Here is a 26,215-nt window from a genome sequence, read left to right as displayed (position 1 = left end):
GGGTAAGATGGGATCAATTCCATCTTACTCCAGTCAGGGATCAGGGCTGCCATGGCCGTTAAATCGCTTCAGCGTCTGCGCGACGATATCAGGCTTCATTACATAACCAATGAAGCGGCGGCGGTGCACCGCCTCATTGATTTTCTCGATCTGCCGGATGCGGAGCGCGCCGCCATTGCCGCATCGGCGGCAGCGCTGGTCAGCGAGTTACGCCGGGCCGACAGCCCCGGGGTGATGGAAACCTTCCTCAGCGAATATGGCCTCTCCACCGATGAGGGGGTGGCGCTGATGTGTCTGGCGGAGGCGCTGCTGCGCGTGCCGGACGAAACCACCATGGATGCCCTGATCAGCGACAAGATCGCGCCTGCGGACTGGAGCAAGCATCTCGGGCATTCCGCTTCTCCGCTCGTCAATGCATCGACATGGGGGCTGATGCTGACGGGCAAGGTTGTGCATCCGCGGGGGGACGCCGCGCTCGATGTCGTGGGACAGCTGCGCCGGCTGGTGAAGCGGGTCGGGGAACCGGTCATCCGGACCGCCGTTGCCCAGTCGATGAAGATTCTCGGCCATCAGTTCGTGCTCGGCCGGAATATTCAGGAAGCCATGGCCCGCGCCCGGGGGATGGAGGCGAAGGGCTACAGCTACTCCTATGACATGCTGGGGGAAGCCGCGCGGACCGCAGCGGATGCACAACGCTATTTCATGGCCTATTCAAAGGCGATTTCCAGTATCTCCGAACACAGCCAAAGCACCGATATCCGCATGAATCCCGGCATTTCCGTCAAGCTGTCGGCCCTGCATCCGCGCTATGAATATGCGCAGCGGGACCGCGTCCTGCATGAGCTGGTGCCGCGGCTTTCCTCGCTCGTCTTTCAGGCGAAAAACGCCAATATGGGCTTCAACATCGACGCGGAGGAGGCGGACCGTCTCGATCTCTCCCTCGATATAATCGAAGCCGTGCTGGCAAGCCCGGACCTCAAAGGCTGGGACGGCTTCGGCGTCGTGGTGCAGGCCTATGGCCCGCGCGCGTCTTATGTGCTGGACTGGCTTTATGCGCTGGCCCGCAAGCATAACCGCAAGATCATGGTGCGGCTGGTCAAGGGCGCCTATTGGGATACGGAGATCAAGCTGGCGCAGGTCATGGGGTATGAGGGATATCCCGTCTTCACCCGCAAGGCGGCGACGGATGTGAGCTATCTCGCCTGCGCGAAAAAGCTGCTCAATATGACGGATCACATCTACCCGCAGTTCGCGACCCATAACGCCCATTCCATCGCCGCCGTCCTGCAAATGGCCGACGGGGTGGAGGATTTCGAATTTCAGCGCCTGCATGGCATGGGGGAGGGGCTGCATGATCTTGTCATGAAACGGCATCGCAACCGCTGCCGCATCTATGCGCCCGTTGGCGTGCATGAGGATTTGCTGGCCTATCTGGTGCGCCGCCTGCTGGAAAACGGCGCCAACAGTTCTTTTGTCAATCAGGTGCTGGACGAAAAAGTCCCGCCTGAGCAGGTGGTGCGCGATCCGGTCAGCACCCTTCTCGGCTATCCCGCTATCAGGAATGACCGCATCCCGCTGCCCGCCGATCTGTATGCGCCGGTGCGGCGGAACTCCGCCGGGATCAATTTCCCGAACCCGTCTGTGCTGAAGGCGTTTGACAAGGCGCGCCAACCCTTTGCAACGGCAGGCTGGCAGGCCGCGCCGCTGATCGGCGGCAAGGCGGCCAAAGGCAAGGCCCATGACGTGCGGAACCCGTCGGATCGCCGGGATATTGTCGGCAGTTGCGTTGACGCCACGGCGGAGCAGGTGGCGGAGGCAGTGCGGAATGCGGTTGCCGCGAGCCCGGCCTGGCGGAAAACCCCGGGGGAAGAGCGGGCCGCCCTGCTGGAACGGGTCGCCGATCTGTATGAGGAAAACCGGGTTGAATTGATGGCGCTGTTGTCACGTGAAGCCGGGAAATCCCTGCTGGATGGAATTTCCGAGGTGCGGGAGGCGGCGGACTTCTGCCGTTATTATGCGCATCAAATGCGAACAGACCCGCGGCTTGCCGGGCAGGAAGGGCGGGGCGTTTTTATCTGCATCTCGCCATGGAATTTCCCGCTTGCCATTTTTACCGGGCAGATCGCGGCGGCGCTGGTCGGCGGCAATACGGTCATCGCCAAACCGGCGGAGCAGACGCCGCTGATCGCCGCCCGCGCGGTGGCGTTGATGCGGGAGGCCGGTATTCCGGATGAGGTGCTGCAACTGCTGCCCGGCGACGGCGCGGTGGTTGGCGCAGGCCTGGTGTCCCATCCGGAGATTGCCGGGGTCTGTTTTACCGGCTCGACCGAGACGGCGCAGCGCATTGCCCGCGCCATGGCAGACAACGCCGATCCGGAGGCTCCGCTGATCGCCGAGACGGGCGGGCTCAACGCCATGATCGTTGATTCGAGCGCCCTGCCCGAGCAGGCGGTGCGGGATATTGTCGCGTCGGCCTTCCAGTCGGCGGGGCAGCGCTGTTCGGCCCTCCGGGTTCTGTATGTGCAGGAGGATGTGGCCGATAAGGTGATCCGCATGCTGGACGGCGCCATGAGCGAGCTTAAAATCGGTAATCCGTGGGATATCTCCGTCGATGTCGGCCCGGTTATTGACGCGGAGGCGAAAGAGGTTATTGAGGCCCATTCCGCCAGGCTGGAGGCGGCGGGCCAGTTGATCCGCAAGCTGCCGCTTCCGGCGGCGGCGGATGACGGCTGCTTTGTTGCGCCCGCCGCCTATCGCATCGACGGGATCGACGCGCTGGAGCGGGAGATCTTCGGCCCCATCCTGCATGTCGTCCCGTTCCGGGCGGAAGAGGTGAATGAGGTGGTCGGCCGCATCAATGCGACCGGCTATGGCCTGACCATGGGGCTGCATACCCGTGTCGATACCCGCGTGCAGGAGGTTTGTGATCGGGCCCATGTCGGCAATCTCTATGTCAATCGCAACCAGATCGGCGCGGTTGTCGGCGTGCAGCCGTTCGGCGGGGAAGGGCTGTCCGGCACCGGCCCCAAGGCGGGCGGCCCGCTTTACCTGCGCCGGTTTATGAGAAGGTCAGGGGAGACGGCGCCGCGCCTATGCGGAGTGGACAAGGCCGCATCTTCGGACAGCGGCACGGAGATTATGCTTCCGGCGGGAACGCTCAAGGCGGCGCGGGCGGCGCAAGGGATCTGGGACCGGCGGGAGGATCGCCGGGAGGTGTTGAAAAAGCTGGCCGCGCGGCTGGAAAAGGACGCGGCCGCAGCTTTCACCGCAACGCTGGAGGGGGCGGCGGACTACAGCCCGCAGCCTACCGATCTGACGGGACCAACGGGGGAGAGTAACCGCCTCAGCCTGCATGGCCGGGGCGTCATCCTCTGCGCGGGGGAGGGGGCAGTGCGGCTGGCCGCTATGGCGCTGCTGACGGGCAATGCCGTTCTGCTCGCCGATGTTGCGGCCTCACTGGACGCGCTTGTCACGGAATTGGCGAAAGAAAAGGGCCTGTCGGGGCTGGTCACCCGCCTTGATGCGGCACTCACCCCGGCCCTGGCGCAGGAGATGCCGCATCTTGCCGCCCTCGCACTGACGCCGGGGCAGTATGATCTCGGCGCCTATCGCCGGGCGCTGGCAGGCCGGGAGGGGGCGATTGTGCCGCTGATTGTCGGTGCGGAGATGTGGGAGGCTTATGTTGCCGAGCGGGCGCTGTGCATTGATACGACGGCGTCGGGCGGCAATACCCGCCTGCTCGCCGCCAATGAAGCCTGATAGCCTGGCAAGGACCGCCTAGCGCCGCCAGTTGACCAGCAGCGGNCCGGCAACGGCGCAGGCGAGGCCGATCAGGAANAGGCTGGACAGATGCTCCCCCAGCAGCAGNGCGCCGGAGGCCGCNGAAATGATCGGNGCGATGGGCACATAGATCGCCGCCTTCGACGGGGAGAGCTGNTGCAGGCCCCAGTTGAACAGAAACAGGCTGAGGGCGGCCGCCGGNCCGGCGAGAAACAGCACCCACAGCCAGTCCTGCATGTCATAACTCGCGANCACACGCGGCAGACCCTCGGCATAGGCAAAGGGGAAAATGGTGAGNGTGCCGACGCTCATGCCGATGACGGTGAGGAGAACGACGGAGCGGTTCTGCATCAACCGGCTTGAAAAGGCNTTATAGGTCGCGCCGCAGCAGACGGCGATGAGGAAGAATAATTCNCCGGTCCAGCCCGTGGCGCCGGGCGCGGCGGAAAANGCCTTCTCNCCNAGNGCGAGGNAAACGCCGACAACCGACAGGACAGCAGCGAACAGCTTGATTTTATTNAGNGAATCGCGNCCCGACAGNGCGGCGATCAGCATCGTCAAAATCGGGATCAGGGAGAANATCACCGCNCCGCGNGACGCNGGAAGCTGTTCCAGCGCCGTATTGACCAGCAGATGGAAGATGCCGAACTGGANGCCGCCCAGCAGCATGATGGTCAGCAGCGCCCGCGGCGGCGGCAGGACGANGGGGCGGAACAGCAGAAACGGCAGCAGCATGATCACCGCCAGACCGTAGCGGAAAAACCCGAGCGAGGCGGCGGCNTCGCTATCGGCCATGATCGCGCGGATGCCGACAAAGGACAGGCCGAGCAGAAACACCGCGCTTAANAGCGCNANATGCGGCAACAGGCCCGCAAACGGCGGCGCGGCGTGTCCCGGATCATGCGGGGGATCGGCCGGGATAACNGGNTCGGTCATGACGCGGCGGCGGCTTCCGCCCGGCGCTGTCNCTTGAACCGGNNGGCGGGCAGATTGTTCCGCAGAAGGGGNTNTTCCGTCATNGGGCGCCNTAAAATCCCGNCTGTTNCTGCAAAGCTATCGATTTCCGCCCCCTGCCATTCTTTGTTTTTNTTAAGACTAGCCCCCGTCGCCGAATGTCGCCAGCGTTAATTTGNTCCCTGTTGCCATGCCGTGTCGCGNTCCGNCGNATCNNCGCAGCCGGNNGCGGTNTNNGCNATCAGGGAGAACATNTCCCCCGCCCGNTCCTNATAGCTGAGCCGGANNCGCTCCGGCGGCACGGGGNTGAAGGCNNGGTCTCTCTCTTCGCCGATTTTGAAGGAGAAGGCATANTTGGGNTAAAANCCGATGCGCAGATCGGTGATGGTTTCAACCCCNTCCCGAACGCCATAGGAATAGAAACCGTCCGTAAACCATTCCAGCCGNTTGACGGANGGGGAAACCTCGGTCAGNCCGGTGGGCGCGGCGTGGCGNTCCGCCGTCACCGCATGACGCAGCGCGCACTCCCCCGTCAGGCTCATCAGCCCGGTGACNAGCCGATCCTCGGANACGCCGGTCACCTGCCAGATCAGCAGGTTGAACGCGGTCGGCTGCACATGAAGGCGCATGTCGCGGAGCATNGGATCCTGGCTNGCCCGGTTGGTGATGACGANATTGCCGACGATCCCGAGAGCNAGATAGAGGCNGCTCAGCGTCAGCATGATCCGGTTNAANCGNAGGCCGCCGCCCGGCTTTTTCCGCGCAAAAAAGAAGGTCAGGANCCCCGCCAGCAGCATCAGGCTGTAGACGGGATCAATGATGAAGACNGCGGGAAAGGCCACCGGCGGCCCCACATTCAGCGGCCAGAANATTTGCGTGCCATAGGTTGTCAGGGAATCGAGCACACTGTGGGTGATCAGGACCAGCCAGATGGTGAGCAGCAGCATTTTCAGATGCNCCCGCGCGGCGGGCACGATTTTCCCGACAGCAAGGGTGANGAGCGGGGCGAGCGCCGTCTGCACCAGCAGCGAATGGCTGAAGCCGCGATGATGGGTCATGCTGTCGATGGGATCGTCATAGGGNATAAGGCTGTCAAGATCGGGCAGCGTCGCGACAAGCCCGCCGATCAGCAGGGATTTTGCGCCGATGCGCGGACCAAGCAAAGCGCCCGAAATACTGGCGCCCAACAGAAACTGGGTGACTGAATCCATCTGTTACTCCCTCGGCGCGTCCTGATGAATTCGCCGGTTCCTATCCTGAAACTTCATAATTGCATTGTGTGCATGAAGCTGAAATAGTGACGTTACGTTCCCGTTGCGACATTTAAATGACGGAAAAGATAATTCATGTCGCGACAGTACGTATCCATTTTATGTGCGCGCGTGACCGGCCGGCGCCTCCGGCGCAAGATTTGTGAGACTGTCAAATGGCCCTTCCGCATCTTTTCATTGCACTGGTGGTCAGCGCGATCTGGGGCTTTTCCTTTGTCGCCTCGAAAGTCGGGCTGGATCATTTCCCGCCGTTGTTTTTCACCGGGCTGCGGTTTCTGCTGGTGGCCCTTCTTCTGTCGCCCTTTTTGCGCATTGTCAAAGGTCAGATGAAATCGGTGCTGTGGATTGCGCTGGCCGTCGGGGTTTTTCATTTTACCTTTCTCTATCTCGGAATTTATGCCGCGGGCGGGGTGACGGCGGTGGCCATCACCAGCCAGCTTATCGCGCCTTTTTCGGTCATTCTGGCGGTTATCGTGCTGAAAGAAACCGTTGGCTGGCGGCGTATTCTCGGCATTGTGCTGGCGTTCGGCGGGGTTATGTTCCTCGGATTTGATCCGGTTATCTTCGATCAGCTTGAAGGGGTGGCGCTGGTCACCGTCGCCGCGCTGTTCATGGCGGTCGGGCTGATTCTGATGCGGCAGATCCGGAATGTGGGGACAATGGCGATGCAGGGCTGGATCGGCATTATTTCCGTCCTGCCGCTGATGCTGCTCTCGCTGTTCACGGAAAGCGGCCAGATGGAGGCCCTGAAGACGGCGACGTGGCTGGATGTCGGCGCGCTGGCCTTTGTGGTGATCATCACCACCATCATTGGCCATGGCGGCTGGTATTACCTGTTGCAGCGCTATCCGATCTCCGTGCTGACGCCGTTTGGCCTGCTGGCGCCGATCTTCGGCGTGGCGTTTGGCGTTGTGCTGTTTGCCGAGCCGATTACGCTGCGATTTGTGATCGGCGGCGTTATCACCCTGATCGGGGTGGCCATCATTAATCTGCGGGCGTCCCATGCCGCGCCCCCAAAGGCGGCCAGCGAAGACGGTGCTTAACGGGTTTCTTCCAGATAGCTTTTGAGACGGTCGAGCAATCCGAACAGGTCCTTCTTCTCCCATTCCCGCCAGCCGTCAAATGTTTCCGCAAAGGCCGCTTCCAGCCGTTTCTTGGCCCGGGCATGGGCGGCCATGCCGCTGTCGGTCAGATAGAGAAATTTGGACCGGCCGTCGGCGGGATTGTTTTCGGCGCGCAAGAACCCTTTTTTGAGCAGCTTGGCCACCGTTTTGGTGATGCCCGGCTGCGGCTGCTGCATGGCCCAGGCGATGCTGGAGACGGTTTTGCTGTCTTCGGGCTGATGGATGAAATGATTGAGAATGAAAAATTGCGGTGGCGGCACGTCCGTCCCGTCGAGAAGCTGTCGCATTTTCGTATCGCTTAACTGGCTGATGGTCGTAATCCAGTTAATGATCCGAAAATCCGAGGAAGGCAGTTCATCCTTCCGGTCATATTTGCCGGTCTCGGTTTTTGCATTCATGATTTTATTATACCAGTGATTTTACAGTCTGTGGAAGTGAAATTATAGGCGCGGCCCAGATAGATGACGGGAAAGTGTCGGCTGGGCATCTCCCGCGCCGGATATGCCGCCTTTGTCGCCGGGCCTCCGGGGGTGTGGTCGATTTTTCTTGCGTTATATTCGGAAAGACTATATAATATTGTCCTTAATTTCCACATTCCCGCAGATTTTTAGGCTCGCCCCCGGAGGATACGGGCGAGAACTGTTGTATCTCGGTCCTAGTGACGTTGAGAACGGCATGGCGGGGCTGCTTTTTTCCTATTGCACAGAAAGGCCCTATGATACCTGTTGGTCAATTTTAACGGGGCACCGGACAGAAATTGACCCATTCCAATCCAGAAACAGTCCAGAATACGGCGACGACGGCGATTTATGGCCGTCTCGTGCGGGAGTATGTTTCCCGTTACAAATGGCGTTTGCTGCTGGCGATCTTTTTCATGATCATCAGCGCGTTGACGGCGACGGCGACGGCCTTTGTCATGAAGCCGATCGTCGATGAAGTGTTTTTTGACCAGAATCCGGCGTTTGTGATTTACACGACGCTCGCGGTTGTGGCGATTTTTGCGGCGCGCGGGTTTGCCACCTATGGCCAGACGATTGTCATGGACTGGGTGGGGACGCGGGTCATCTCGGATATCCAGAAAGTCCTGTTTGACAAGCTCGTCCATGCCGATCTTGCGTGGTTTCATGATCATTCATCGGGGCATCTGATTTCGCGGGTGGTGTTTGACACCAATTATCTGAAAACCGTGGCGACCCAGACCCTGGTGGTGCTGACGAAGGACAGCCTGACGGCGATTTTCCTGATCGCGTCGCTGTTTTATTACGACTGGAAAATGGCGCTGGTAACGCTGGTCGCGCTGCCGCCCGGGATTCTCGCCATCCGCCAGCTCGGCAAGCGGTCGCGCAAGGCGTCGAACCGGGTGCTGGAGCAGACGGCCGATCTCAGCTCTTTCCTGGAGGAGAATTTTCAGGGCATCCGCGTCGTCAAGGCCTATAACCGCGAGAAAATGGCGGTGGCGCAGGGCGATAAGGTGGTGGAGGACCGATTCAGGCTGCAATTCAAGGCGCTCCGGATTGAAGCCTCCAGCAGTCCGATTGTCGAGACGCTGGCCGGTTTTTTGATCGCCGGTGTCATTTTTTATGGCGCCAGCAATGTCATTGAAGGGGTGACGACGCCGGGCACCTTTTTTGCCTTCATCACGGCGATCATGCTGGCCTATCAGCCGATCAAAAGCGTCGCGAAGCTGTTCCCGCGCATGCAGACGGGCCTGGCTGCCGCGCAGCGGATTTTCAACCTCCTCGATCTGGAGCATAAAATCATCGACAAGCCGGAGGCGGCGCCGCTCGAATTTCACCGCGGCGAGGTGGAGTTCCGCGATGTCGCCTTTTCCTACAATCCGCAGGAAAGCGTTCTGAAAGGCATTTCCCTCAAAATGAAGGCGGGGAAGCGGGTCGCGCTGGTCGGGCCGTCGGGCGGCGGCAAATCCACCATTCTCAACCTCATCCCGCGCTTTTACGATGTCAATGCGGGGCAGATTCTCGTGGATGGGCAGGATGTGCGCGATGTCACCCTCGCGTCGCTGCGCCAGAAAATATCGCTGGTCAGTCAGGATACTTTCCTGTTTGACGATACCATCCGCGCCAATATCGCCTATGGCCGGGAAGAGGCGACGGACGCGGAAATTGTTGCGGCCGCGAAATCCGCCGCCGTCCATGATTTTGTCGTCGCCCTGCCGAACGGGTATGACACCCTTGTCGGCAGCCACGGGGTGCGCCTGTCGGGCGGGCAGAAGCAGCGTATCGCCATTGCGCGGGCGATGCTGAAGGATGCGCCGATCCTGCTGCTTGATGAGGCGACATCGGCCCTTGATACGGAATCGGAGCGCAAGATCCAGATCGCCCTCAATCAGTTGATGAAGGGGCGCACGTCGCTGGTGATTGCGCATCGGCTCTCGACCATTCTTGATGCGGATGTGATCAATGTGGTGGTCGCGGGCGAGATTGTTGAAAGCGGGACGCATGAGGCGCTGTTGAAGCTGGGCGGCGTCTATGCGGATCTGTACCGGCACCAGTTTTCCTTCGACGGGCAGGTCACGCCGTTGCGCGAGATTAAACCCTGATCCGGCGAAACCAGGCTCAGGCGGCCGTTATCCGCCGGTAAAACGCCTCTGTCTCCGCCAGCACCCGGTCCAGCGGCAGGGGATCGCCGGATGGATCGGCGGGATTGCCGCCGCGGATGATCGGCGTGCCTTTGGGCGTGCTTTCAAGGCACAGCGATTTTTCTCCCCACGGTCCGTAAACGGCGGGCTTGCCGATGCCGAACAGGGCGACCGTCGGGATGCCGACGGCGACGGCCGTATGCATCAGGCCGGAATCATTGCCGACAAACAGCGCCGCGCGGGTGAGCAGGGCCGCCGCCTCCATCGGGCTGGTTTTGCCGACCAGATTGATCGCCTGGGAGGCGGGGAGCCCCGCCACCACCGGCAGGGCCTGCGCCTCTTCCCCCGGCGCGCCGAAGACGGCGACCCGCGCCCCGGGAAGAATACCATCCGCCGCGGTCAGGCGTTTTGCCAGCTCCAGATAATTCTCATGCGGCCATTGTTTCTGATAGAAATTGGCCGTCGGCGCGAGGGCAAGGAGGGGGCGTTCCCCCGGATCATCCCCGAGCCATCTTGCCGCCCGGGCGCGCTGTTCCGCCGTCGGGATAAGGCGCGGCGGGAGGGGATGATCGACGCCGATCAGCGCCGCATTGGCGACGGCCTTGTGCACCGTGTCATTGCCGCCGCGCCAGATATGCCGGTGACGGGCGGGCAGGAAACCGAGGAGGGAGGCGCGAAAATCGACGATGCGGTGCCAGAAGACGGGACCAAGCTTCAGGGCCACTTCCGGCCAGTGCAGGCTGAAGCGGCGTTTTTCGATGCCGATCACCCGTTCAACCCCCGGAATATCTTCAAACAGGCTTTTCGGAATGGTGCCACAGACCACGGTGATGGCCGCGTCCGGCTCCGTTTCCCGCAGGTAATGGAGAACGCCCGTTGTCAGAACGGCATCCCCGAGCCGGTTGGAGGCGACGAATAGCGTGCGCTTCATCAAAAAAACCTTTGAACGTCATCTTCAGTATCGGCTACATATACGATTATTGCCCGCGCCTCCATCATTAATGCGCCGTCACGGGGGCGGTTTGTTTTTGGCAGATGAGGCAGGCGCCGCATCCGAACGTGACACAGAGGATGGTATTTTGACGAGGATACTCAGACGCCGCAAATGGCGCCCCATTGGACGGATATCATTTATTTTACTCTGTCTGGCGGCTGGTAATCTGCTGTCTCCGGTGATGGCCGGCGCCTCCTCCGAATGGCTGACGATCAGCGGCAAGGTCAAGTCCGAACAGGGGCTGATCTACTACACCCCCGGCGATATGGCGGCGTCCCCGGCAACGGAAATTACCACGTCCAGCCCCTGGACGACCGGCAAAACGGTATTTCGCGGGGTATTGCTGCGCGATGTGCTGGCAAATGTCGCGGCCAGCGGCAAAGTGCTGAAAGTCTCCGCCGCAGATGGCTATACGGTCGAAATTCCCGTCTCCGATGCCGAGAAATATGATGTCATCATTGCCTATAAAATGAACGGGGAATGGCTGAAACCGGGGGACTATGGGCCTTTCTGGATCATTTACCCCTACAACAGCCAGAAAGAGCTGGCGCAGGAAAAATACTATGCCCGGTCGCTCTGGCAGGTGACGAAGATTGTCGTGGACTAGGCGGCGCCTTCTGGTTTCCCCACCGCGCTGAGGCCTTGCCCCGCCCCGCAGTAGCAGAAAAATATTCCGCCCCTCCCTGCCATGTCACGGGTGATGCGGCCGCTCTCCTATCCTGCCTGCGCAAATATTTTTCCTGAAATCCGAATGGGGAGCGTCTTATCCTCAAGAGGGCGGAAAAGATGACAATTTGACGCAAATCAATGCACTCGCGGATAAATCCGCACAGAATGGCAGTCTTATGGGCAGTTCAGGCTGTCATCAGAGGCGGGACTGTCTGCGGTTCCGAGAGAGACGTTTCGGTTGCACGGGGTAGGGGTGTATGATGCAGAATGTTGAAAGGACGAAGAACCCGGCGAGGGAATCGCACAAGGCGGTCAAATGCCGGGTCAAATGGTTCAATACCACAAAAGGGTTCGGATTTGTCGCGCCCGTTGACGGGAATGAGGATGCCTTCGTCCATATCTCCGCTTTGGTCCCGCACAATCTGCAGGGGCTTCCCGAAGGGGCGATGATTATCTGCGACCTTGATGTCACGGAGCGCGGGTTGCAGGTTTTGCGGATTATTGATCTCGGCCCGGCGCCGGTGCTTGAAAATGATGACGCGGCCTGCCGTTTCATTCTCGGCACGGTCAAGTTCTTCAACGGCCGCAAGGGGTTCGGTTTCGTGACGCCGGATGCGGGCGGCACGGACATCTTCGTGCATATGAAGGCGCTGGAAAAATCCGGCCTTGGGGCGCTACGCGAAGGGCAGCGTGTCCGGCTGAAGGTGCTGGATAACGAAAAAGGACCCACGGCGGAGGGATTGCAGATTTTAACGCATGAGACGCCAGCCGACGATTGATTTCCGTCACTACTCCCCTTAAAACGATTGCCAAGAACGGCGATTGCGGGCACTCTTGCCCTGCTTTCGAAAGGCCGGAATGCCTTAAATAATAATCAAGAACAGTCGTCTGGAGGGCGTGTTATGACAAATATTCTTTCAGGAATCCGGGTGCTGGATTTCGGCCGCTATATCGCGGGACCTTATTGCGCGACGATTTTGTCCGATTTCGGGGCCGAAGTGATCCGCATTGAAAAGCTCGACGGCAGTGAAGACCGCTATATCACCCCGATGACCGAAGACCAGTCCGGCGATGGCGCCATGATCATGCAGATGGGGCAGAACAAGAAGGGCCTCACGCTCAACCCGATGAAGCCGGAAGGGCGCGACGTGGTCAAGCGGCTGGTGAAGACCGCCGATGTGGTGGTTGCCAACCTGCCGATCGAAACGCTGGAGGCGATGGGCCTCGACTATGACAGCCTGAAGGCGATCAAGGAAGATATCATCCTCACCCATGGGTCGGTTTTTGGCGATGTCGGGCCTTACAAGAACCGCGTCGGGTTTGACGGTCTCGGACAGGCCATGTCCGGCGTCATGTATATGACCGGCGATAACGGGGAGCCGCGCAAGCTGTTCGGCCCGTGGGTCGATTATACAACGGCGATGATGAGCGCGCTCGGCACCATGGCGGCGCTGCGCCACCGCGACATGACGGGGGAGGGGCAGCTTGTGACGACCTCGCTGTTCGGCTCCTCCATCCTGATTTCCAGCGTCGCGCTGATCGAACAGGAGATGCTCAAGATCAATCGCGTCGGCACGGGCAACCGCGGCCAGAATGCCGGGCCGGCCGATACCTTCAAGACCAAGGACGGCTGGGTGCTGGTGCAGGCGCTCGGCCAACCGCTGTTCGAACGCTGGGCGAAGCTGATGGGAGAAGATCACTGGCTCTCCGATCCGCGCTTTACCACCGATCAGAAGCGCGGCGATAACAATGATGTGCTGTCGGACCGGATGGCCGAATGGTGCGCCGAGCGGACGACGGAACAGGCGCTCGCCGAAATGGAGGCGATCCGCCTTCCCTGCGGCCCGGTTCTCAGCCCGCAGCAGGTGCTGGATGATCCGCATCTGAAAGCCATGGGGCTGCTGACGAAGACATCCTATCCGGGGTTCGACAAGGAAATCCCGGTCGCCGAGCTGCCGATCAAGATGTCAAAAACCGATACGAAAATGAAGCGCCGCGCGCCGACCCTTGGCGAACATACGGACGAGATTATGGAAAGTCTCGGCTATTCGGCGGATGAGATTGCCGAACTCAGGAAAAAGCGGGTTGTCTGAGCGCAGCCGCGCCTGAAGTCGCGGCCGGCGCCCCGTCAAGGGGCGGCAGCCAGTGATCCAGGAAACTATCCAGCCACTCCCGAAGGGCGTCGTCATACAGGCGGCGCCCTTCCAGTTGAGCCTCCCGCGATTGCGCGCCCGGATCGCTCAGCATATGCGCGGCGCGGGTGGCCCAGCGGCGGTTCATCGCCTCGGTCACTTCGGGGTGAAACTGGATGCCATAGGCGTTGCGGCCGACGCGGCAGGCCTGATTGGGAAAGACATTCCCCTTGGCCAGCAGGGTCGCCCCCTCCGGCAGGTCAAACCCTTCCCGGTGCCACTGATAGGCCATCATCGGGCGGGGGAACAGCGGGCATCCCGGAGCGGTCGGGGTCAGTTCGTAATAACCGACTTCGCGAAACCCCTCCCCATGCTCCGCCACGCGGGCGCCGAGCGTGCGCGCCATAAGCTGCGCGCCGAGGCAGATGCCGAGATAGGGCGTTTCCGCCTTCAGCAGCCGCTCGATCAGCTTCATTTCGTCGCGGATATACGGCTGCTCGTCATTGGCGCTCATCGGGCCGCCGAAGATGACGGCGGCGGCATGGCCTTCCATCGTCTCGGGCAGCGGCTCCCCGATTGCCGGAATGCGCATGTCGAGTTCAAACCCGCGCGTGCGGATGGCTTCCCCGACGCGCCCGGGATCGGAGGAGGCCTGATGAAGAACCAGAAGTACTTTTTGTGGCATGTTGTGATGCAATATAGCTGATAACCCTACACTTGTTCCGCCCTCACGGACAGTTTAGCTTTCCTTCGGGCAGTGACAAGACCATATCCCGATATTATGAGAAAATGGTTGGTAATTCATTACCGTGGAGGAAATATGGGAGAGACAGCGGCGCGCGCAAGATACCTCGGGACGATTTTTGCGCTTTTGCTGGCGGCGGTGCCGCTATCCTCGGGCCAGGCCCAGGATACGGACGAGATCGGCGCGAGCATCACCATCCGCGCGGAAGATCTGCCCAAACCCTACGAGACGCCGGTCGAGGCGCTGGGCCCCAACCGGGTCAGCAGCAACAAGGAGGGGGAACTTAACCTGCCGCCCGGCTTTCGCGTCAATGCCTTTCGCAAGGATCTGACCCATGCGCGCTGGCTTTATACGCTGGAAAATGGCGATATCCTGCTGGCCGAGCCGCGGGGGCAGAAGATTACCCTGCTCCGGGATGCCGATGGCGACGGGGAAGCGGAGATCGAGCGCCTGCTGGTCAGCGGCCTGGATACGCCGCACGGCATGGCGGTGATCGGTGACGGGCTCTATATCGGTGAGCGCATGCAGCTTTCCCGCGTTCCCTTCAAGGTCGGCGATCTGGAGGTAACGGGGGAGGTGGAGCATGTCACAAAGCCGGGTACCTTCGGCGATGGCGGCGGGCACTGGACCCGCATCCTGCTGCATGATCCCGCTGAAAATGTCCTCTATATCGCCATTGGCAGCCGCTCGAACATCGGGGTTGAGGCGCTGCCGCGGGCGACCATCCAGAAATATTATCTCGATGACGGGCGGATGGAGACATTCGCCTCGGGCCTGCGCAATCCGGTGGGGATGGACTTCAACCCCGACACGGGCGCGCTTTATACGGTTGTCAATGAACGCGATGGCTATGGCGACGGGCTGGTGCCCGATTATCTGACGGAAGTGAAGGAGGGCGGCTTCTATGGCTGGCCCTACGCCTATTCGGGGCAGATACCGGATCCCGATTATGGCGACAAGGCGCCCGATATGGTGGCGAAGTCCCTTCTGCCCGATGTCCTGTTCCAGGCGCATTCCGCCTCGCTCGGCCTTGCGTTCTATACCGGTGACATGTTTCCCGAGGAATATCGCGGTGATGCCTTTGTTACCTTTCAGGGCTCCTGGAACGCGTCCGTTCCGACCGGTTACAAGATTGTCCGTGTGCCGTTTGAAAACGGGCGGCCCATTGGCTCTTATCAGAATTTCGCCACCGGTTTTCGCATAGAGGCGGAAAAACCCGGCGCGGCGAATGTCTGGGGACGGCCGATTGGCATTACCATGGCGGCGGACGGCAGCCTGCTGATCTCGGACGCGGTAAGCCAGACGGTCTGGCGCATCTCTTACGGCGAATAGGGGGATTGTGGATATTCTATAGACTCAGCGCGAGAGCGAGGATATATCAGGGGGGCTTTAGCGGCCGGAATTGACTGTCGCGTATCGGGCGCCGCATTAACGGATATCATGCAAACGCAACAAGAGATCTTGGAATGAGTTGGACCGAAGAACGGATTGAAAAACTCAAAAAGTTATGGGGATCGGGCAAAACCGCCGCCGAAATTGCCGATGAGCTGGGGGATGTGACCCGTAATGCCGTCATCGGCAAGGCGAACCGGCTGGGCCTGTCGACCAAATCGTCGCCCGCCACCGCCAAACCGAAAAAGAAGGTCGTTCCCGCGCATCGCGCCTGCCAATGGCCGATCGGCCATCCAGGGGAGGATAATTTCCACTTCTGCGGCGATGAAGCGGTGCCCAGCAAGCCCTATTGCCTCAAGCATTGCAATATGGCGTATCAGAACAAGGACGGCAATTAAGGGCCGGCTATCCCCTTTTCAAACATTTCCAGCTTGAGCGGCAGCTTGCTCCCAAGCCACAGGGCGTTGTCGCGGTGATCAACCAGATCATCGCCCGTTTCCGGATGCACAAGAATGTCGAGCCCCTGACGGTTCAGCATCAGCCAGGGCACGAACTCCGCGAAAAGGGCGATATCGAAGGCAACCTGATACATGGATATGGGATGCGGGCCGACCGGCATATCGTGCCAGCGGCCGAGCCGCACATCAAAATTTTCGGCAATCTGCTCGCGGATTTCCGCGGCCACGGCCTTTGTCGCGGGCCGGTAATAGATATGGGCGTGATAGCCCCTGATAAGGTCTTTCGCCGCTACAGGCATCTGGACATTCCTTAAATTTCGCTGGCGGTGATCGGGTGATATTTGTAAAGATAGGGAAGCCTGACCGCTTTGTCACCGCATATGATGCGGGAAAATGAACATATAAATAACAAGAGGTAAGACGTGTCCTATCAACATATCCAGTATGACGTTGAGGATCAGATCCTGACCATCACCCTGAACCGGCCCGACAAACTCAACGCCTTTACAAGCATCATGCGGGAGGAACTTATTGATGCGTATGACAAGGCGGATGCGGATGATAACGTGCGCGCCATCATCGTGACCGGGGCGGGGCGGGCCTTCTGCGCCGGGGCCGATCTCAGCAGCGGCGCCAAAACCTTCAACTATGTCGCCAAGGGCGAACAGGAAGTGGGCGGCCTGCACCGCGACGGCGGCGGTCAGGTGACGCTGCGCATGTATCAGTCGAAAAAGCCGATCATTGGCGCCATCAATGGCCCGGCGGTCGGGATCGGCGCCACNATGACGCTGCCGATGGATATCCGCCTGGCATCGGAAAATGCNCGGATCGGCTTTGTNTTCNCCCGCCGCGGCATNGTNATGGAAGCCTGCAGCAGCTGGTTCCTGCCGCGCCTTGTCGGCATTTCGCAGGCGGCCGAATGGGTCTATTCGGGGCGGATTTTCCCGGCATCGGAAGCCAAGTCCGGCGGTCTCGTGAAAGAGGTNTATGCNCCCGATGATCTGATCCCGGCGGCGCGNGCGCTNGCCAAGGAGNTGATCGCGGAATCGGCGCCCGTTTCCGTTGCCCTCTGCCGTCAGATGATGTGGCGNATGCTGGGTGAGGATCACCCGATGAAGGCGCATCGCGTGGACAGCCGGGGCATTGCCACCATGGGGCANNGCAAGGATGTGGCGGAAGGCGTCACNTCCTTCCTGGAAAAGCGCCCGGCGAAATTCACCATGAGCCCGGCGACGGAAATGCCGGATTTTTANCCCTGGTGGGATGANCCGGAGTTCAAGTGATATAGCGGCGTATGAAATGCACNNATAAAGNGNATTTCTGATTGAATATAATCAATCATGAATTATATCCGGTTCCTGTTNTCAATTTACAGGAGCCGGAGATAATCCATGAAACTCTCATCCCTTCTTGTTACGGGCGGCCTTTTCGTTGTCATCGTTGCGGCGGTTGTCGTGGGTGTGCGGGAGGCGGAAAAATATGCCAATGAGGCGGGCGCAGGCGCCATCGTCACGGTTGGCAGCGCGGCCACCGGCGAGAAAGTCACGCTCGGCGCATTCGAGGTGAATATCTTCACCGGCCGCGGCGCCATATCCGGTCTGACCGTGCCCAATTCGTCAATTGGTTCCTCAAAAACCAGTTTTGTTGTCGATAAGGCGGAAATCCGCATCGTGCCCTGGAGCCTTNTGTGGGGGCCGCTGCATATCCAGTCNATTGAGGTTGCGGGTCCGGCCATTGACCTTGAAACCAGCGCCACCAGNTCCAACCTCGCGATTATTCTGGCGGCGGCNGCGGCCTATGCGCTGGCNTCCGACGGGGCGGGCGGGGACGATAAAAAGCTGCGCGTTGACCATGTTGCGATCACCGGCGGCAAGCTCAGCGGCCGTCTTTATCCCTTTTCGACGAAACTCTCCCTGACCCTGCCGGATATTGCGATGCAGAATCTGGGCGGGGGAGAGGCGGGCCTGAGCCAGGCGGATTTTGCCAAGGCGCTGCTGACAGAGACGGTCAATAAGTCCGTCGCCGCCGCCCTGCATTACTAGAGCGCGCGAATGAGGCCGGGGCGGGGGAATATTTACCGCCGTCCGCCCCGCTCGACAGTTGCCTTTTTATGCCTGAGGGCCTAAATGTAGGGGGGTTGAATCGAACAGGTATATACATGGCATCTTTCCTTATTCTGATCAGTACCCTGATTGAAATCTTTATCTGGCTGCTGATCGCCAANGCGATCCTGAGCTGGCTGGTCGCCTTCAATGTGGTGAATACGAGCAATCAGTTCGTCAACACGGTCGGCAGTTTCCTCTATCGGGTGACCGAACCGCCGCTCCGGCCGATCCGCAAGATCATCCCGACCATGGGGGGGCTGGATATTTCGCCGGTGGTGCTGATCCTGGTGCTGATCTTCCTGCGCAACCTCCTGTTTGAATATGCGCCACGGGTGATGTGACGTTGCCCGTTCGACGCGGGGCGGCGGGGGCGTTTCTGGATATTCGCCTGACGCCGGGCGCGGCGCAAAACCGGATTGAAGAGATTTTCATGGATGGCGACGGCCGGGTGCGGCTGAAAGTCAAGGTGACCGCAATCCCGGAAAAGGGAAAAGCCAATGAGGCGCTGGTCAAACTGCTCGCGAAATCCCTGAAATGCGGCAAGGGCCGGATCGAAGTGGCCGCGGGCAAGCTGGATCGCAACAAGACGGTGCTGGTTCTGGGCGATCCGGCGGAAACCGAAATCGACATTAAAAAGTGGCTTGAAACTGTGTGACTGGCGGATTGCCGGTGAGGGGATGAGTGGATGACGGCAACAATCATTGACGGCAAGATTTTCTCAAGCCGCGTCCGTGAGAAGGCCGGACGGCAGGTCGCGGCGCTACAGGCGGCGCACGGGCTGACGCCGGGCCTCGCCGTTGTTCTGGTGGGGGAGGATCCGGCCAGCCAGGTCTATGTCCGCAACAAGGGCAAGGCGACGGCGGAAGCGGGCATGAAGTCGGAGGAAATCCGCCTGGCGGATACGGCATCGCAGGATGAAGTGCTGGCCGTTGTCCGGCGGCTCAACGCGGACCCCGCCATCCACGGCATTCTAGTGCAGCTTCCCCTGCCGAAACAGGTGGATGAAATGGTTATCCTTGACGCCATTGATCCGATGAAGGATGTGGATGGCTTTCATGTCATCAACACGGGGCGTCAGGCCGTTGGGCTGCCCGCCATGGTGCCCTGCACGCCGCTTGGCTGTATCATCATGCTGAAAGAGGTGCTGGGCGATCTTTCCGGTCTCAACGCCGTTGTCGTCGGCCGCTCTAACATCGTTGGTAAGCCGATGGCGAGCCTTTTGCTAGCGGAAAACTGCACCGTCACCATTGCCCATTCGCGGACGAAAGATCTTCCGGCGGTCTGCCGCGGGGCCGATATCCTGGTCGCCGCCGTCGGACGGCCGGAGATGATCCGCGGCGACTGGATCAAACCGGGCGCCACCGTCATTGATGTGGGGATTAACCGCATTCCGAAAGAGGATGGCAAGACACGCCTTGTCGGCGATGTCTGCTTTGCTGAGGCCGTCGAAGTGGCGGGCGCCATCACGCCGGTGCCGGGCGGCGTCGGGCTGATGACCGTCGCCTGCCTGCTGGCCAATACCATCACCGCCGCCTGCCGTCAGGCCGGGGTCGAGGTGCCGGAGGTATAAGGAAACCTGTGCGTTTTTCCCGCGAACTTCTGGGGCGGTTTGGCAAATTTGTCGCGGTGGGGGCGCTGGTCGGGATTGTGTTCAGCGTGGTCTTTGTCGCCCTGCCGCTGGCGGCCCTGCTGTTTGTGACAAGCGCCCTGGATATGGGCTGGTCCTTGCCATGGGTGCCGTCCGCGCCCCTTATCCTCACCGCCGGGGCGATTGCGGGCGCGGGCTTTGCCGCGATCCTGTTTATCAAGGATCGCTATGTCCCCTATGTGGAGGATGTCCCCGATTTCGAGGAGGAGGACGAGGACCCGGGATCGGGCCCCCGCCTTCACTGATCACCTCATTGGCGGATTATTCGCCCTTCTGCCGGTGCAGGAGGCGCAGGCGCAGGGCGTTCAGCTTGATGAAGCCTTCCGCATCGCGCTGGTCATAAACGGTATCTTCTTCGAAGGTGACATGTTCCATCGAGTAAAGCGAATAGGGGCTCTTGCGGCCGACAACGCTGACCCGGCCCTTATAGAGCTTGAGCCGCACCGTGCCGGTGACCTTTTCCTGGCTCTTGTCGATGAGCGCCTGAAGCATCAACCGTTCCGGTGAGAACCACAGACCGTTATAGATCAGCTCCGCATAGCGGGGCATGATGTCGTCTTTCAGATGCATGGCGCCGCGATCCAGCGTAATCTGTTCAATGCCGCGATGCGCCTCCAGCATGATGGTGCCGCCCGGTGTCTCGTAAATGCCGCGGGATTTCATGCCGACAAAGCGGCCTTCCACCAGATCAAGACGGCCAATGCCGTTATCGCCCGCGAGCTTGTTGAGCGCGGTCAGCAGTTCGGCGGGGCTCATCCGCTTGCCGTCAACGGCGACGGGATCGCCTTTCTCATATTCAATTTCGATATAGGTCGGGGTGTTCGGGGCATCCTCCGGCGCGACGGTGCGGGAATAGACATATTCGCCCGCTTCCTCCCACGGATCTTCGAGGGCCTTGCCCTCCGCCGAGATATGCAGCAGGTTGGCGTCAACGGAGAAGGGAGCCTCGCCCCGCTTGTCCTTCGGGATCGGAATCTGGTTCTTCTCGGCAAATTCAATCAGTTTGGTGCGTGAATTGAGGTTCCATTCCCGCCATGGCGCGATCACCTTGATATCGGGATTGAGGGCGTAATAGCCCAGCTCGAACCGGACCTGATCATTGCCCTTGCCGGTTGCGCCATGGGCGACAGCATCGGCGCCGACTTCGCGGGCGATTTCAATCTGGCGCTTGGCGATCAGCGGCCGCGCGATGGAGGTGCCGAGAAGATACTGCCCCTCATAAACCGCATTGGCGCGGAACATGGGGAAGACGAAATCGCGGACGAATTCCTCGCGCAGGTCGTCGATGAAGATTTCCTTGATGCCCAGCAGCTCCGCCTTGGCGCGGGCGGGTTCCAACTCCTCCCCCTGGCCGAGATCGGCGGTAAAGGTAACGACTTCGCAGTTATAGGTCGTCTGCAGCCATTTCAGGATAACGGAGGTATCAAGCCCGCCGGAATAGGCGAGAACGACTTTTTTGATTTGTTGGGACATGACAGGCAACCTCGATTAAGGAATCTGTTATTCGGGCAAATTTGCAGCGCGCAACCTAGGCGAAAAGACGCGCCTTCGCAAGCGCCCTTTTCCGCATATTTCCGCTAAATTCCGCAAAAATCAGGCGCGGTGCGGATAATGAATGACGGACAGGGTGACGGCCTTTTCCTCATTCCGGTTGCGATAGCCATGCGGCCGGTCGCCGCGAAAGCGGATGGACTGACCGGCCGTGAGCGGGTGCCATTCCCCCTCCGTGCAGATTTCCATTGCCCCGGAAATAATCGTGACATGTTCAATGACGCCCGCCTCATGCGGCTCCGACAGCCGTTCATATCCGGGCAGGAAAGTCAGCTCCATCAGGTCAAAGCCGAACCGCGCCTCAAACGGGAAGAGGGGGGCCACCGCCATGCCCTTGTCGCCGGGGATATTGCGGATTGTCCCGGCATCGCGGATCAGGGTTTCCGCGACCAGTTCCGGCAGTGGCTCCATGAGGGAGGAGACAGAGACCTGAAACCCCGTCGCCAGCTTCCACAGGACAGCCGTCGTCGGGCTTGATTCGCCGCGTTCAATCTGCCCCAGCATCGCCTTGCTGACGCCGGTTGCCGCCGCCGCCGCGTCAAGGCTCCAGCCGCGCGATTTCCGCAGGTCTTTCAATGTCTTTGCAAGATGGTCTTTCAGATTCTGCATTCAGGCTCCGAATTTGTGCTTGTGCGTTATAACGTATATCTGTTAGCGTCACCGCCTGTGCGTTATAACGTATAAAAGCGGAAGGGAACAGATCAAATGCTGCGCTTTTTCTCCCCCGGATATGTTCTGACGGGGTTTGTTGCGGTGCTTGTCGGCTATGCGGGGGCCGGTGCGATCATTTTTCAGGCGGCCAATGCAGCGGGGGCCAGCCCGGCTGAGATTGGCTCCTGGCTGTGGGCGCTCGGCATCGGTATGGGGGTGAGCAGCCTGGCCCTGACGCTGCGCTACCGGCAGCCGGTGCTGATCGCCTGGTCAACGCCTGGCGCGGCGCTGCTGGTGACCAGCCTGCCGGGGGTGCCGATGAGTGACGCCATCGGCGCTTTTCTGTTCTGCTCCCTGCTGCTGACCTTGAGCGGGGTGACCGGGCTGTTTCAGAAGATCATGGCTTTTGTGCCGCAATCCCTGGCGGCGGCCCTGCTGGCGGCGGTGTTGCTGCGTTTCGGCCTTGATGCCTTTGTTGCCCTGCAGTCGGATGTGCTGATGGTCGGGCTGATGGTCGTGACCTATCTGCTGACGAAGCAGTTTGTCCCCCGCTATGTCATCCCGCTGACCTTTCTGGTCGGGATCATCCTGGCCGCCGCGACGGGCCAGATGAAACCGTTTGCGGGGGATTTCTCCCTCACCATGCCGGTTTTCACTTTTCCGACATTTGACATCGCAACGCTGATCGGCGTCGGTATCCCGCTGTTCATCGTCACCATGGCCTCGCAGAATGTGCCGGGGATCGCGGCGCTGCGCACCCATGGATATGACGTGCCCGCATCGCCGCTGATCGGCTGGTCCGGCTTTACCGGGCTGGTGCTGGCCCCCTTCGGCGGCTTTGCCTTCAATCTGGCGGCCATCACGGCGGCCCTTTGTATGAGCCCGGAGGTGCATCCGGATCCGGCAAAACGCTATCCGGCGGTGATCTGGGCGGCGTTCTTCTATTGCCTTGCAGGGCTGTTCGGCGCGGCCCTGACGGCGCTGTTCATTGCCTTTCCGGCGTCCCTCGTCATGGCGATTGCGGGTCTTGCGCTGCTCACCACCATAGCGAACAGCCTTGACGCGGCGCTGCGCGATGAGGCGGAGCGCGATGCCGCCATCCTCACCTTCGCCGTGACTGCCTCGGGCATGACGCTGCTGTCCATCGGTGCACCCTTCTGGGGACTGGTGATCGGCATGATCGCCTATCTGTTTCGAAAACGCTTTACGTCGCGGGCAAAGGGGTGAAAATCCATGCCATCACCGGACAAGGGAAGCATCTGTGGTTGATATTGCAATCAGGGACGAAAAATTTGATGACTGGCCGCAGCTTCTGGCGCTGATCCGGCACGCCTTCGCCTATATGGAGGCGCGCATTGATCCGCCGTCCTCCCTGCGGCTGCTGGATGAGCAGACGATTGCCGAGAAGGCGCAGGCGGAAACGCTGCTGCTGGCCTATGAGGAGGGCCGGCTGATCGGCTGCGTGTTCCTGCGCGATCTGGGTGAGACAATGTATCTTGGCAAGCTGGCCGTTGACCCGGCGGCGCAGCAATCGGGGATTGGCAGGGCGCTGGTCGATCATGCCCTCTCCCATTGCCGGTCAAGGGCCAAGAGGCGGATCATGCTCGAATCCCGTGTGGAACTCTCCGAAGTGCATGATTTCTTCCGGCGGCAGGGGTTCCGCCAGACCGGGACGACCGCCCACACCGGCTATGATCGTCCGACAGCCATTGTCATGGAAATTGAGTTATGATCAGAGGGCGGGGGATGCCGGGTTTTCCGCCCGCCGTTCTGCGGCGGTGAGTTTCTTGCTCGCGGATTTGAGCTGCCCGCAGGCCGCCATGATGTCCCGCCCGCGCGGCACCCGGATGGGGGAGGAATAGCCCGCATCATTGACGATCTTGGCGAAGCGGTGCATGGCGTTGTTGCTGCTGCAGATGTAATTGGTGCCGGGCCAGGGGTTGAAGGGGATCAGATTGACCTTCGCCGGAATGTCTTTCAGCAGCCGCACCAGCTCCCGCGCATCGGCCGGGCTGTCATTCACCCCGTCCAGCATGACATATTCGAAGGTAATCCGCCGGGCATTGTTGCTGGCCGGATACTCCTTGCAGGCTTTGAGCAGTTCCTTGATCGGGTAGCGCTTGTTGATGGGCACCAGAATGTCGCGCACATCGTCATTAACCGCATGCAGCGAAATGGCGAGATTGACGCCGAGTTCCTCACCGCACTGGCGGATTTTCGGCACAACACCCGATGTTGAAAGGGTGATCCGCCGTTTGGAAAGGGAAATGCCTTCGCCGTCCATGATAATCTTCAGCGCCTTCGCCACATTGTCATAGTTCAGCAGTGGCTCCCCCATGCCCATCATGACAATGTTGGAGATCATCCGCTCGCCCTTCGGGCTCGGCCATTCATTGATGGTATCGCGCGCCACCAGCATCTGGGCGATGATTTCGCCCGCCGTCAGGTTGCGCACCAGCTTCATGGTGCCCGTATGGCAGAAGCTACAGGTGAGGGTGCAGCCGACCTGGCTGGAAACACAGAGCGCGCCGCGGTCTTCCTCGGGGATATGCACGGATTCGACTTCCTGCCCGTCCGGGAATTTCACCAGCCATTTGCGGGTGCCGTCGGTTGATTCAAGCAGCGAGGTGATTTCCGGCCGGTCCGCCGTGAAATGCGCGGGCAGCCAGGCACGCATGTCCTTGGAGATCGAGGTCATATCCTCGAAGTTGCTGGCGCCGCGGTAATACAGCCAGTGAAAAAGCTGCCGGGCGCGCATCTTGGCCGCCTTGGCATCGACGCCCGCCTCCATCAGGGCAGCCGCAATCTCGGTCCGGTCAAGGCCGATCAGGCTCTTGCGGATGGCGAGCAACTCCGGCTGCCGGTCAATGGCATCGACGTCGGGAATCAGATGTTCCATGGCTTTCACTTCAGGTTAAAAAGCGGCTTATACTCTTGTACAGCCGGTCAAGTACAGCTTTTTCTAATCTGCTGATGGGCGGCGGTGAAGCCTTGCAGGGAATAGGTATCGACTGTCAGGGTGCCGCGGCTTGAGGTGCCCCGGACGACCATGCTCGATCCGCCGCGCATGGCGTTGATCAGCTTCGCATCGCTTTCCCCTTCCGGGACCCATGCAACCTCGCCATTGGTCGCCAGCAGGAATTTCGCATTGCCGATCATGGCCTCCACCGTTGACTGGTCCTTGAACGGATAACCGGCGACATGGCTCACCTCTTCCTTGGAGCTGGACTGCGGCCGATAGGCGATCATAATATATATATCACCGCGTTTCACATTCTGCGGCGTGGATTTGAGCGGCCGGGACAGCATGTAGCAGACTTTATTGCCATTTTCGATCCAGCTATAGGCCAGCCAGTCGGTAAAGCTGCCGAGGGCCCGCGGCTCCGATTGCTGCGCGTGGGCCGGGCCGGGCAGACCCAGCGAAAGGGCCGTCATCAGAAACAAAAGGGATGCCAACTTGCTCATGGACAAAGCATAACCGCCCCGGACCGCTTTTTCCAGCCCGGGCTTGTTCAAATTTTGTTTAATCGGGAACATTTACTCAACCTGCTTTTATTTGCGCGTCATCAAATCTGCGCCCGCCGTTTCTTGGGCGCGCCCTGAATATGGGGCTTCACGGGTTCCGCCGCGCCAAGCCCGTTTGTCGGGCGCCGGGCAAACCGTCCGTGAGAAACAACCCTGTCATACATAACAATTGCCCCTGCGGTTGCAACATTGAGACAGAACTTTGTCGGAATTTTGATGAAATAATCGCACTTTTCCTGCATCGCGGGGGAGAGGGAGCCGCGTTCACGCCCCAATACATAGGCCGCATTGATGGGGTGAAAGAAACTTGGCAGGTCCGTCGCTTCGTCCAGAAGTTCCACGCCGACGATCTTGCATCCCTTGGGCAGCAGCATGTCGTCTATCGTGTCATGGTCATACCAGGGGATATTCTTTGGCGCGACGGAAGTGTCGGAGCGGGCGCGGCGCACGGAATAATCCGCGCCGATGGTGAAAACGAAGCTGGCGCCGAAGGCATGGGCCGTGCGGAAAAGATTGCCGGCGTTCATCGGCTTGCTGATTCCCTCAACGCCGACCCCGAAATATCCACGGGAAATTGTCATAATATCCTACTCTCCTGACCTGTTTGCTGGTAAAAA

The 26,215-nt window shown here is 60.2% G+C and carries 26 protein-coding genes; 15 read left to right on the top strand and 11 right to left on the bottom strand.

Annotated features, from left to right (window positions below):
- The first annotated feature begins 51 nt into the window (after positions 1-51).
- The gene (putA, locus tag CMN55_RS05360; protein ID WP_293948512.1) at positions 52-3,759 is read left to right on the top strand and encodes a bifunctional proline dehydrogenase/L-glutamate gamma-semialdehyde dehydrogenase PutA; all 3,708 of its coding nucleotides are present in this window, start codon (positions 52-54) and stop codon (positions 3,757-3,759) included.
- Positions 3,760-3,777: 18 nt separating this feature from the next.
- Here putA and CMN55_RS05355 read toward each other — a convergent pair whose 3' ends face one another.
- Entirely contained in the window at positions 3,778-4,716 is a 939-nt protein-coding gene (locus tag CMN55_RS05355) for a DMT family transporter (RefSeq protein ID WP_293948511.1), read from the bottom strand.
- A gap of 188 nt (positions 4,717-4,904) precedes the next feature.
- The gene (locus CMN55_RS05350; RefSeq protein ID WP_293948510.1) at positions 4,905-5,945 is read right to left on the bottom strand and encodes a metal-dependent hydrolase; all 1,041 of its coding nucleotides are present in this window, start codon (positions 5,943-5,945) and stop codon (positions 4,905-4,907) included.
- Positions 5,946-6,160: 215 nt separating this feature from the next.
- On the opposite strand from CMN55_RS05350, the gene CMN55_RS05345 reads away from it, so the two are divergent.
- Complete coding sequence (locus CMN55_RS05345; RefSeq protein ID WP_293948509.1) at positions 6,161-7,048, top strand: DMT family transporter; 888 nt, start codon at positions 6,161-6,163, stop codon at positions 7,046-7,048.
- Here CMN55_RS05345 and CMN55_RS05340 read toward each other — a convergent pair.
- Complete coding sequence (locus CMN55_RS05340; RefSeq protein ID WP_293948508.1) at positions 7,045-7,527, bottom strand: MarR family winged helix-turn-helix transcriptional regulator; 483 nt, start codon at positions 7,525-7,527, stop codon at positions 7,045-7,047. The two genes, CMN55_RS05345 and CMN55_RS05340, sit on opposite strands and share 4 nt — an antisense overlap.
- 359 nt (positions 7,528-7,886) lie before the next feature.
- Here CMN55_RS05340 and CMN55_RS05335 point away from each other — a divergent pair, with 359 nt between their 5' ends.
- Positions 7,887-9,689 carry an ABC transporter ATP-binding protein gene (locus CMN55_RS05335; protein WP_293948507.1) on the top strand — a complete coding sequence of 601 codons (1,803 nt, stop codon included), beginning with the start codon at positions 7,887-7,889 and terminating at the stop codon, positions 9,687-9,689.
- Between the two features lie 16 nt (positions 9,690-9,705).
- On the opposite strand, the gene CMN55_RS05330 is transcribed toward CMN55_RS05335, so the two are convergent.
- Complete coding sequence (locus tag CMN55_RS05330; protein ID WP_293948506.1) at positions 9,706-10,659, bottom strand: glycosyltransferase family 9 protein; 954 nt, start codon at positions 10,657-10,659, stop codon at positions 9,706-9,708.
- A 148-nt stretch (positions 10,660-10,807) separates the two neighbouring features.
- On the opposite strand from CMN55_RS05330, the gene CMN55_RS05325 reads away from it, so the two are divergent.
- The 3 genes from CMN55_RS05325 to CMN55_RS05310 all read left to right on the top strand — a co-directional run bounded on the left by CMN55_RS05325 (position 10,808) and on the right by CMN55_RS05310 (position 13,484).
- The gene (locus tag CMN55_RS05325; RefSeq protein WP_293948505.1) at positions 10,808-11,329 is read left to right on the top strand and encodes a putative pterin-binding protein; all 522 of its coding nucleotides are present in this window, start codon (positions 10,808-10,810) and stop codon (positions 11,327-11,329) included.
- Positions 11,330-11,648: 319 nt separating this feature from the next.
- A complete protein-coding gene (locus CMN55_RS17080) occupies positions 11,649-12,170 on the top strand; it encodes a cold-shock protein (RefSeq protein ID WP_366931973.1) in 522 nt (173 codons plus the stop codon).
- Positions 12,171-12,293: 123 nt separating this feature from the next.
- Positions 12,294-13,484 (top strand): CaiB/BaiF CoA transferase family protein, encoded by a 1,191-nt coding sequence (locus CMN55_RS05310; RefSeq protein ID WP_293948504.1) that lies wholly within the window; start codon positions 12,294-12,296, stop codon positions 13,482-13,484.
- Here CMN55_RS05310 and CMN55_RS05305 read toward each other — a convergent pair.
- Positions 13,462-14,208: a glutamine amidotransferase gene (locus CMN55_RS05305; protein ID WP_293948503.1), complete on the bottom strand. Its 747-nt coding sequence runs from the start codon at positions 14,206-14,208 to the stop codon at positions 13,462-13,464. The genes CMN55_RS05310 and CMN55_RS05305 overlap by 23 nt on opposite strands.
- Positions 14,209-14,343: 135 nt before the next feature.
- Between CMN55_RS05305 and CMN55_RS05300 the strand changes: the two genes are divergently transcribed.
- Positions 14,344-15,600: a PQQ-dependent sugar dehydrogenase gene (locus tag CMN55_RS05300; protein WP_293948502.1), complete on the top strand. Its 1,257-nt coding sequence runs from the start codon at positions 14,344-14,346 to the stop codon at positions 15,598-15,600.
- 134 nt (positions 15,601-15,734) lie between these two features.
- Positions 15,735-16,058 carry a GcrA family cell cycle regulator gene (locus CMN55_RS05295; RefSeq protein ID WP_293948501.1) on the top strand — a complete coding sequence of 108 codons (324 nt, stop codon included), beginning with the start codon at positions 15,735-15,737 and terminating at the stop codon, positions 16,056-16,058.
- Here CMN55_RS05295 and CMN55_RS05290 read toward each other — a convergent pair.
- Positions 16,055-16,417, bottom strand: a complete 363-nt coding sequence (locus CMN55_RS05290) for a DOPA 4,5-dioxygenase family protein (RefSeq protein WP_293948500.1) — start codon at positions 16,415-16,417, stop codon at positions 16,055-16,057. The two genes, CMN55_RS05295 and CMN55_RS05290, sit on opposite strands and share 4 nt — an antisense overlap.
- Positions 16,418-16,540: 123 nt before the next feature.
- Between CMN55_RS05290 and CMN55_RS05285 the strand changes: the two genes are divergently transcribed.
- The 5 genes from CMN55_RS05285 (at position 16,541) to CMN55_RS05265 (ending at position 20,116) form a co-directional block, all read left to right on the top strand.
- Positions 16,541-17,401, top strand: coding sequence for a crotonase/enoyl-CoA hydratase family protein (locus CMN55_RS05285; RefSeq protein WP_293948499.1), 861 nt, complete (start codon positions 16,541-16,543; stop codon positions 17,399-17,401).
- 827 nt (positions 17,402-18,228) lie between these two features.
- Positions 18,229-18,564, top strand: a complete 336-nt coding sequence (locus tag CMN55_RS05280; RefSeq protein WP_459253646.1) for a YggT family protein — start codon at positions 18,229-18,231, stop codon at positions 18,562-18,564.
- 2 nt (positions 18,565-18,566) lie between these two features.
- Positions 18,567-18,878: a DUF167 domain-containing protein gene (locus CMN55_RS05275; protein ID WP_293948497.1), complete on the top strand. Its 312-nt coding sequence runs from the start codon at positions 18,567-18,569 to the stop codon at positions 18,876-18,878.
- Positions 18,879-18,908: 30 nt separating this feature from the next.
- Positions 18,909-19,793, top strand: coding sequence for a bifunctional methylenetetrahydrofolate dehydrogenase/methenyltetrahydrofolate cyclohydrolase FolD (gene folD, locus CMN55_RS05270; protein ID WP_293948496.1), 885 nt, complete (start codon positions 18,909-18,911; stop codon positions 19,791-19,793).
- An 8-nt stretch (positions 19,794-19,801) separates the two neighbouring features.
- The gene (locus CMN55_RS05265; protein ID WP_293948495.1) at positions 19,802-20,116 is read left to right on the top strand and encodes a hypothetical protein; all 315 of its coding nucleotides are present in this window, start codon (positions 19,802-19,804) and stop codon (positions 20,114-20,116) included.
- Positions 20,117-20,132: 16 nt separating this feature from the next.
- Here the strand turns inward: CMN55_RS05265 and CMN55_RS05260 are convergent, their stop codons facing one another.
- A complete protein-coding gene (locus tag CMN55_RS05260; protein WP_293948494.1) occupies positions 20,133-21,344 on the bottom strand; it encodes an argininosuccinate synthase in 1,212 nt (403 codons plus the stop codon).
- Between the two features lie 120 nt (positions 21,345-21,464).
- Positions 21,465-22,031: a helix-turn-helix domain-containing protein gene (locus CMN55_RS05255; protein ID WP_293948493.1), complete on the bottom strand. Its 567-nt coding sequence runs from the start codon at positions 22,029-22,031 to the stop codon at positions 21,465-21,467.
- 96 nt (positions 22,032-22,127) lie between these two features.
- On the opposite strand from CMN55_RS05255, the gene CMN55_RS05250 reads away from it, so the two are divergent.
- Positions 22,128-23,300 carry a benzoate/H(+) symporter BenE family transporter gene (locus tag CMN55_RS05250; RefSeq protein ID WP_293948492.1) on the top strand — a complete coding sequence of 391 codons (1,173 nt, stop codon included), beginning with the start codon at positions 22,128-22,130 and terminating at the stop codon, positions 23,298-23,300.
- 34 nt (positions 23,301-23,334) lie between these two features.
- Positions 23,335-23,805 carry a GNAT family N-acetyltransferase gene (locus CMN55_RS05245; RefSeq protein WP_293948491.1) on the top strand — a complete coding sequence of 157 codons (471 nt, stop codon included), beginning with the start codon at positions 23,335-23,337 and terminating at the stop codon, positions 23,803-23,805.
- Here CMN55_RS05245 and rlmN read toward each other — a convergent pair whose 3' ends face one another.
- The 3 genes from rlmN to CMN55_RS05230 all read right to left on the bottom strand — a co-directional run bounded on the left by rlmN (position 23,806) and on the right by CMN55_RS05230 (position 26,179).
- The gene (gene rlmN, locus CMN55_RS05240; RefSeq protein WP_293948490.1) at positions 23,806-24,972 is read right to left on the bottom strand and encodes a dual-specificity RNA methyltransferase RlmN; all 1,167 of its coding nucleotides are present in this window, start codon (positions 24,970-24,972) and stop codon (positions 23,806-23,808) included. It abuts the gene before it with no gap.
- Positions 24,973-25,019: 47 nt separating this feature from the next.
- Positions 25,020-25,538, bottom strand: a complete 519-nt coding sequence (locus CMN55_RS05235; protein ID WP_293948489.1) for an invasion associated locus B family protein — start codon at positions 25,536-25,538, stop codon at positions 25,020-25,022.
- Between the two features lie 101 nt (positions 25,539-25,639).
- Positions 25,640-26,179: an RNA methyltransferase gene (locus CMN55_RS05230; protein ID WP_293948488.1), complete on the bottom strand. Its 540-nt coding sequence runs from the start codon at positions 26,177-26,179 to the stop codon at positions 25,640-25,642.
- Positions 26,180-26,215: the final 36 nt, after the last annotated feature.

The sequence above is a fragment of the Sneathiella sp. genome, assembly GCF_002694385.1.
Lineage (GTDB): Bacteria > Pseudomonadota > Alphaproteobacteria > Sneathiellales > Sneathiellaceae > Sneathiella.
Note: the sequence above shows the minus strand (reverse complement) of the source record. Positions and strands in the feature narration are given on the sequence as shown.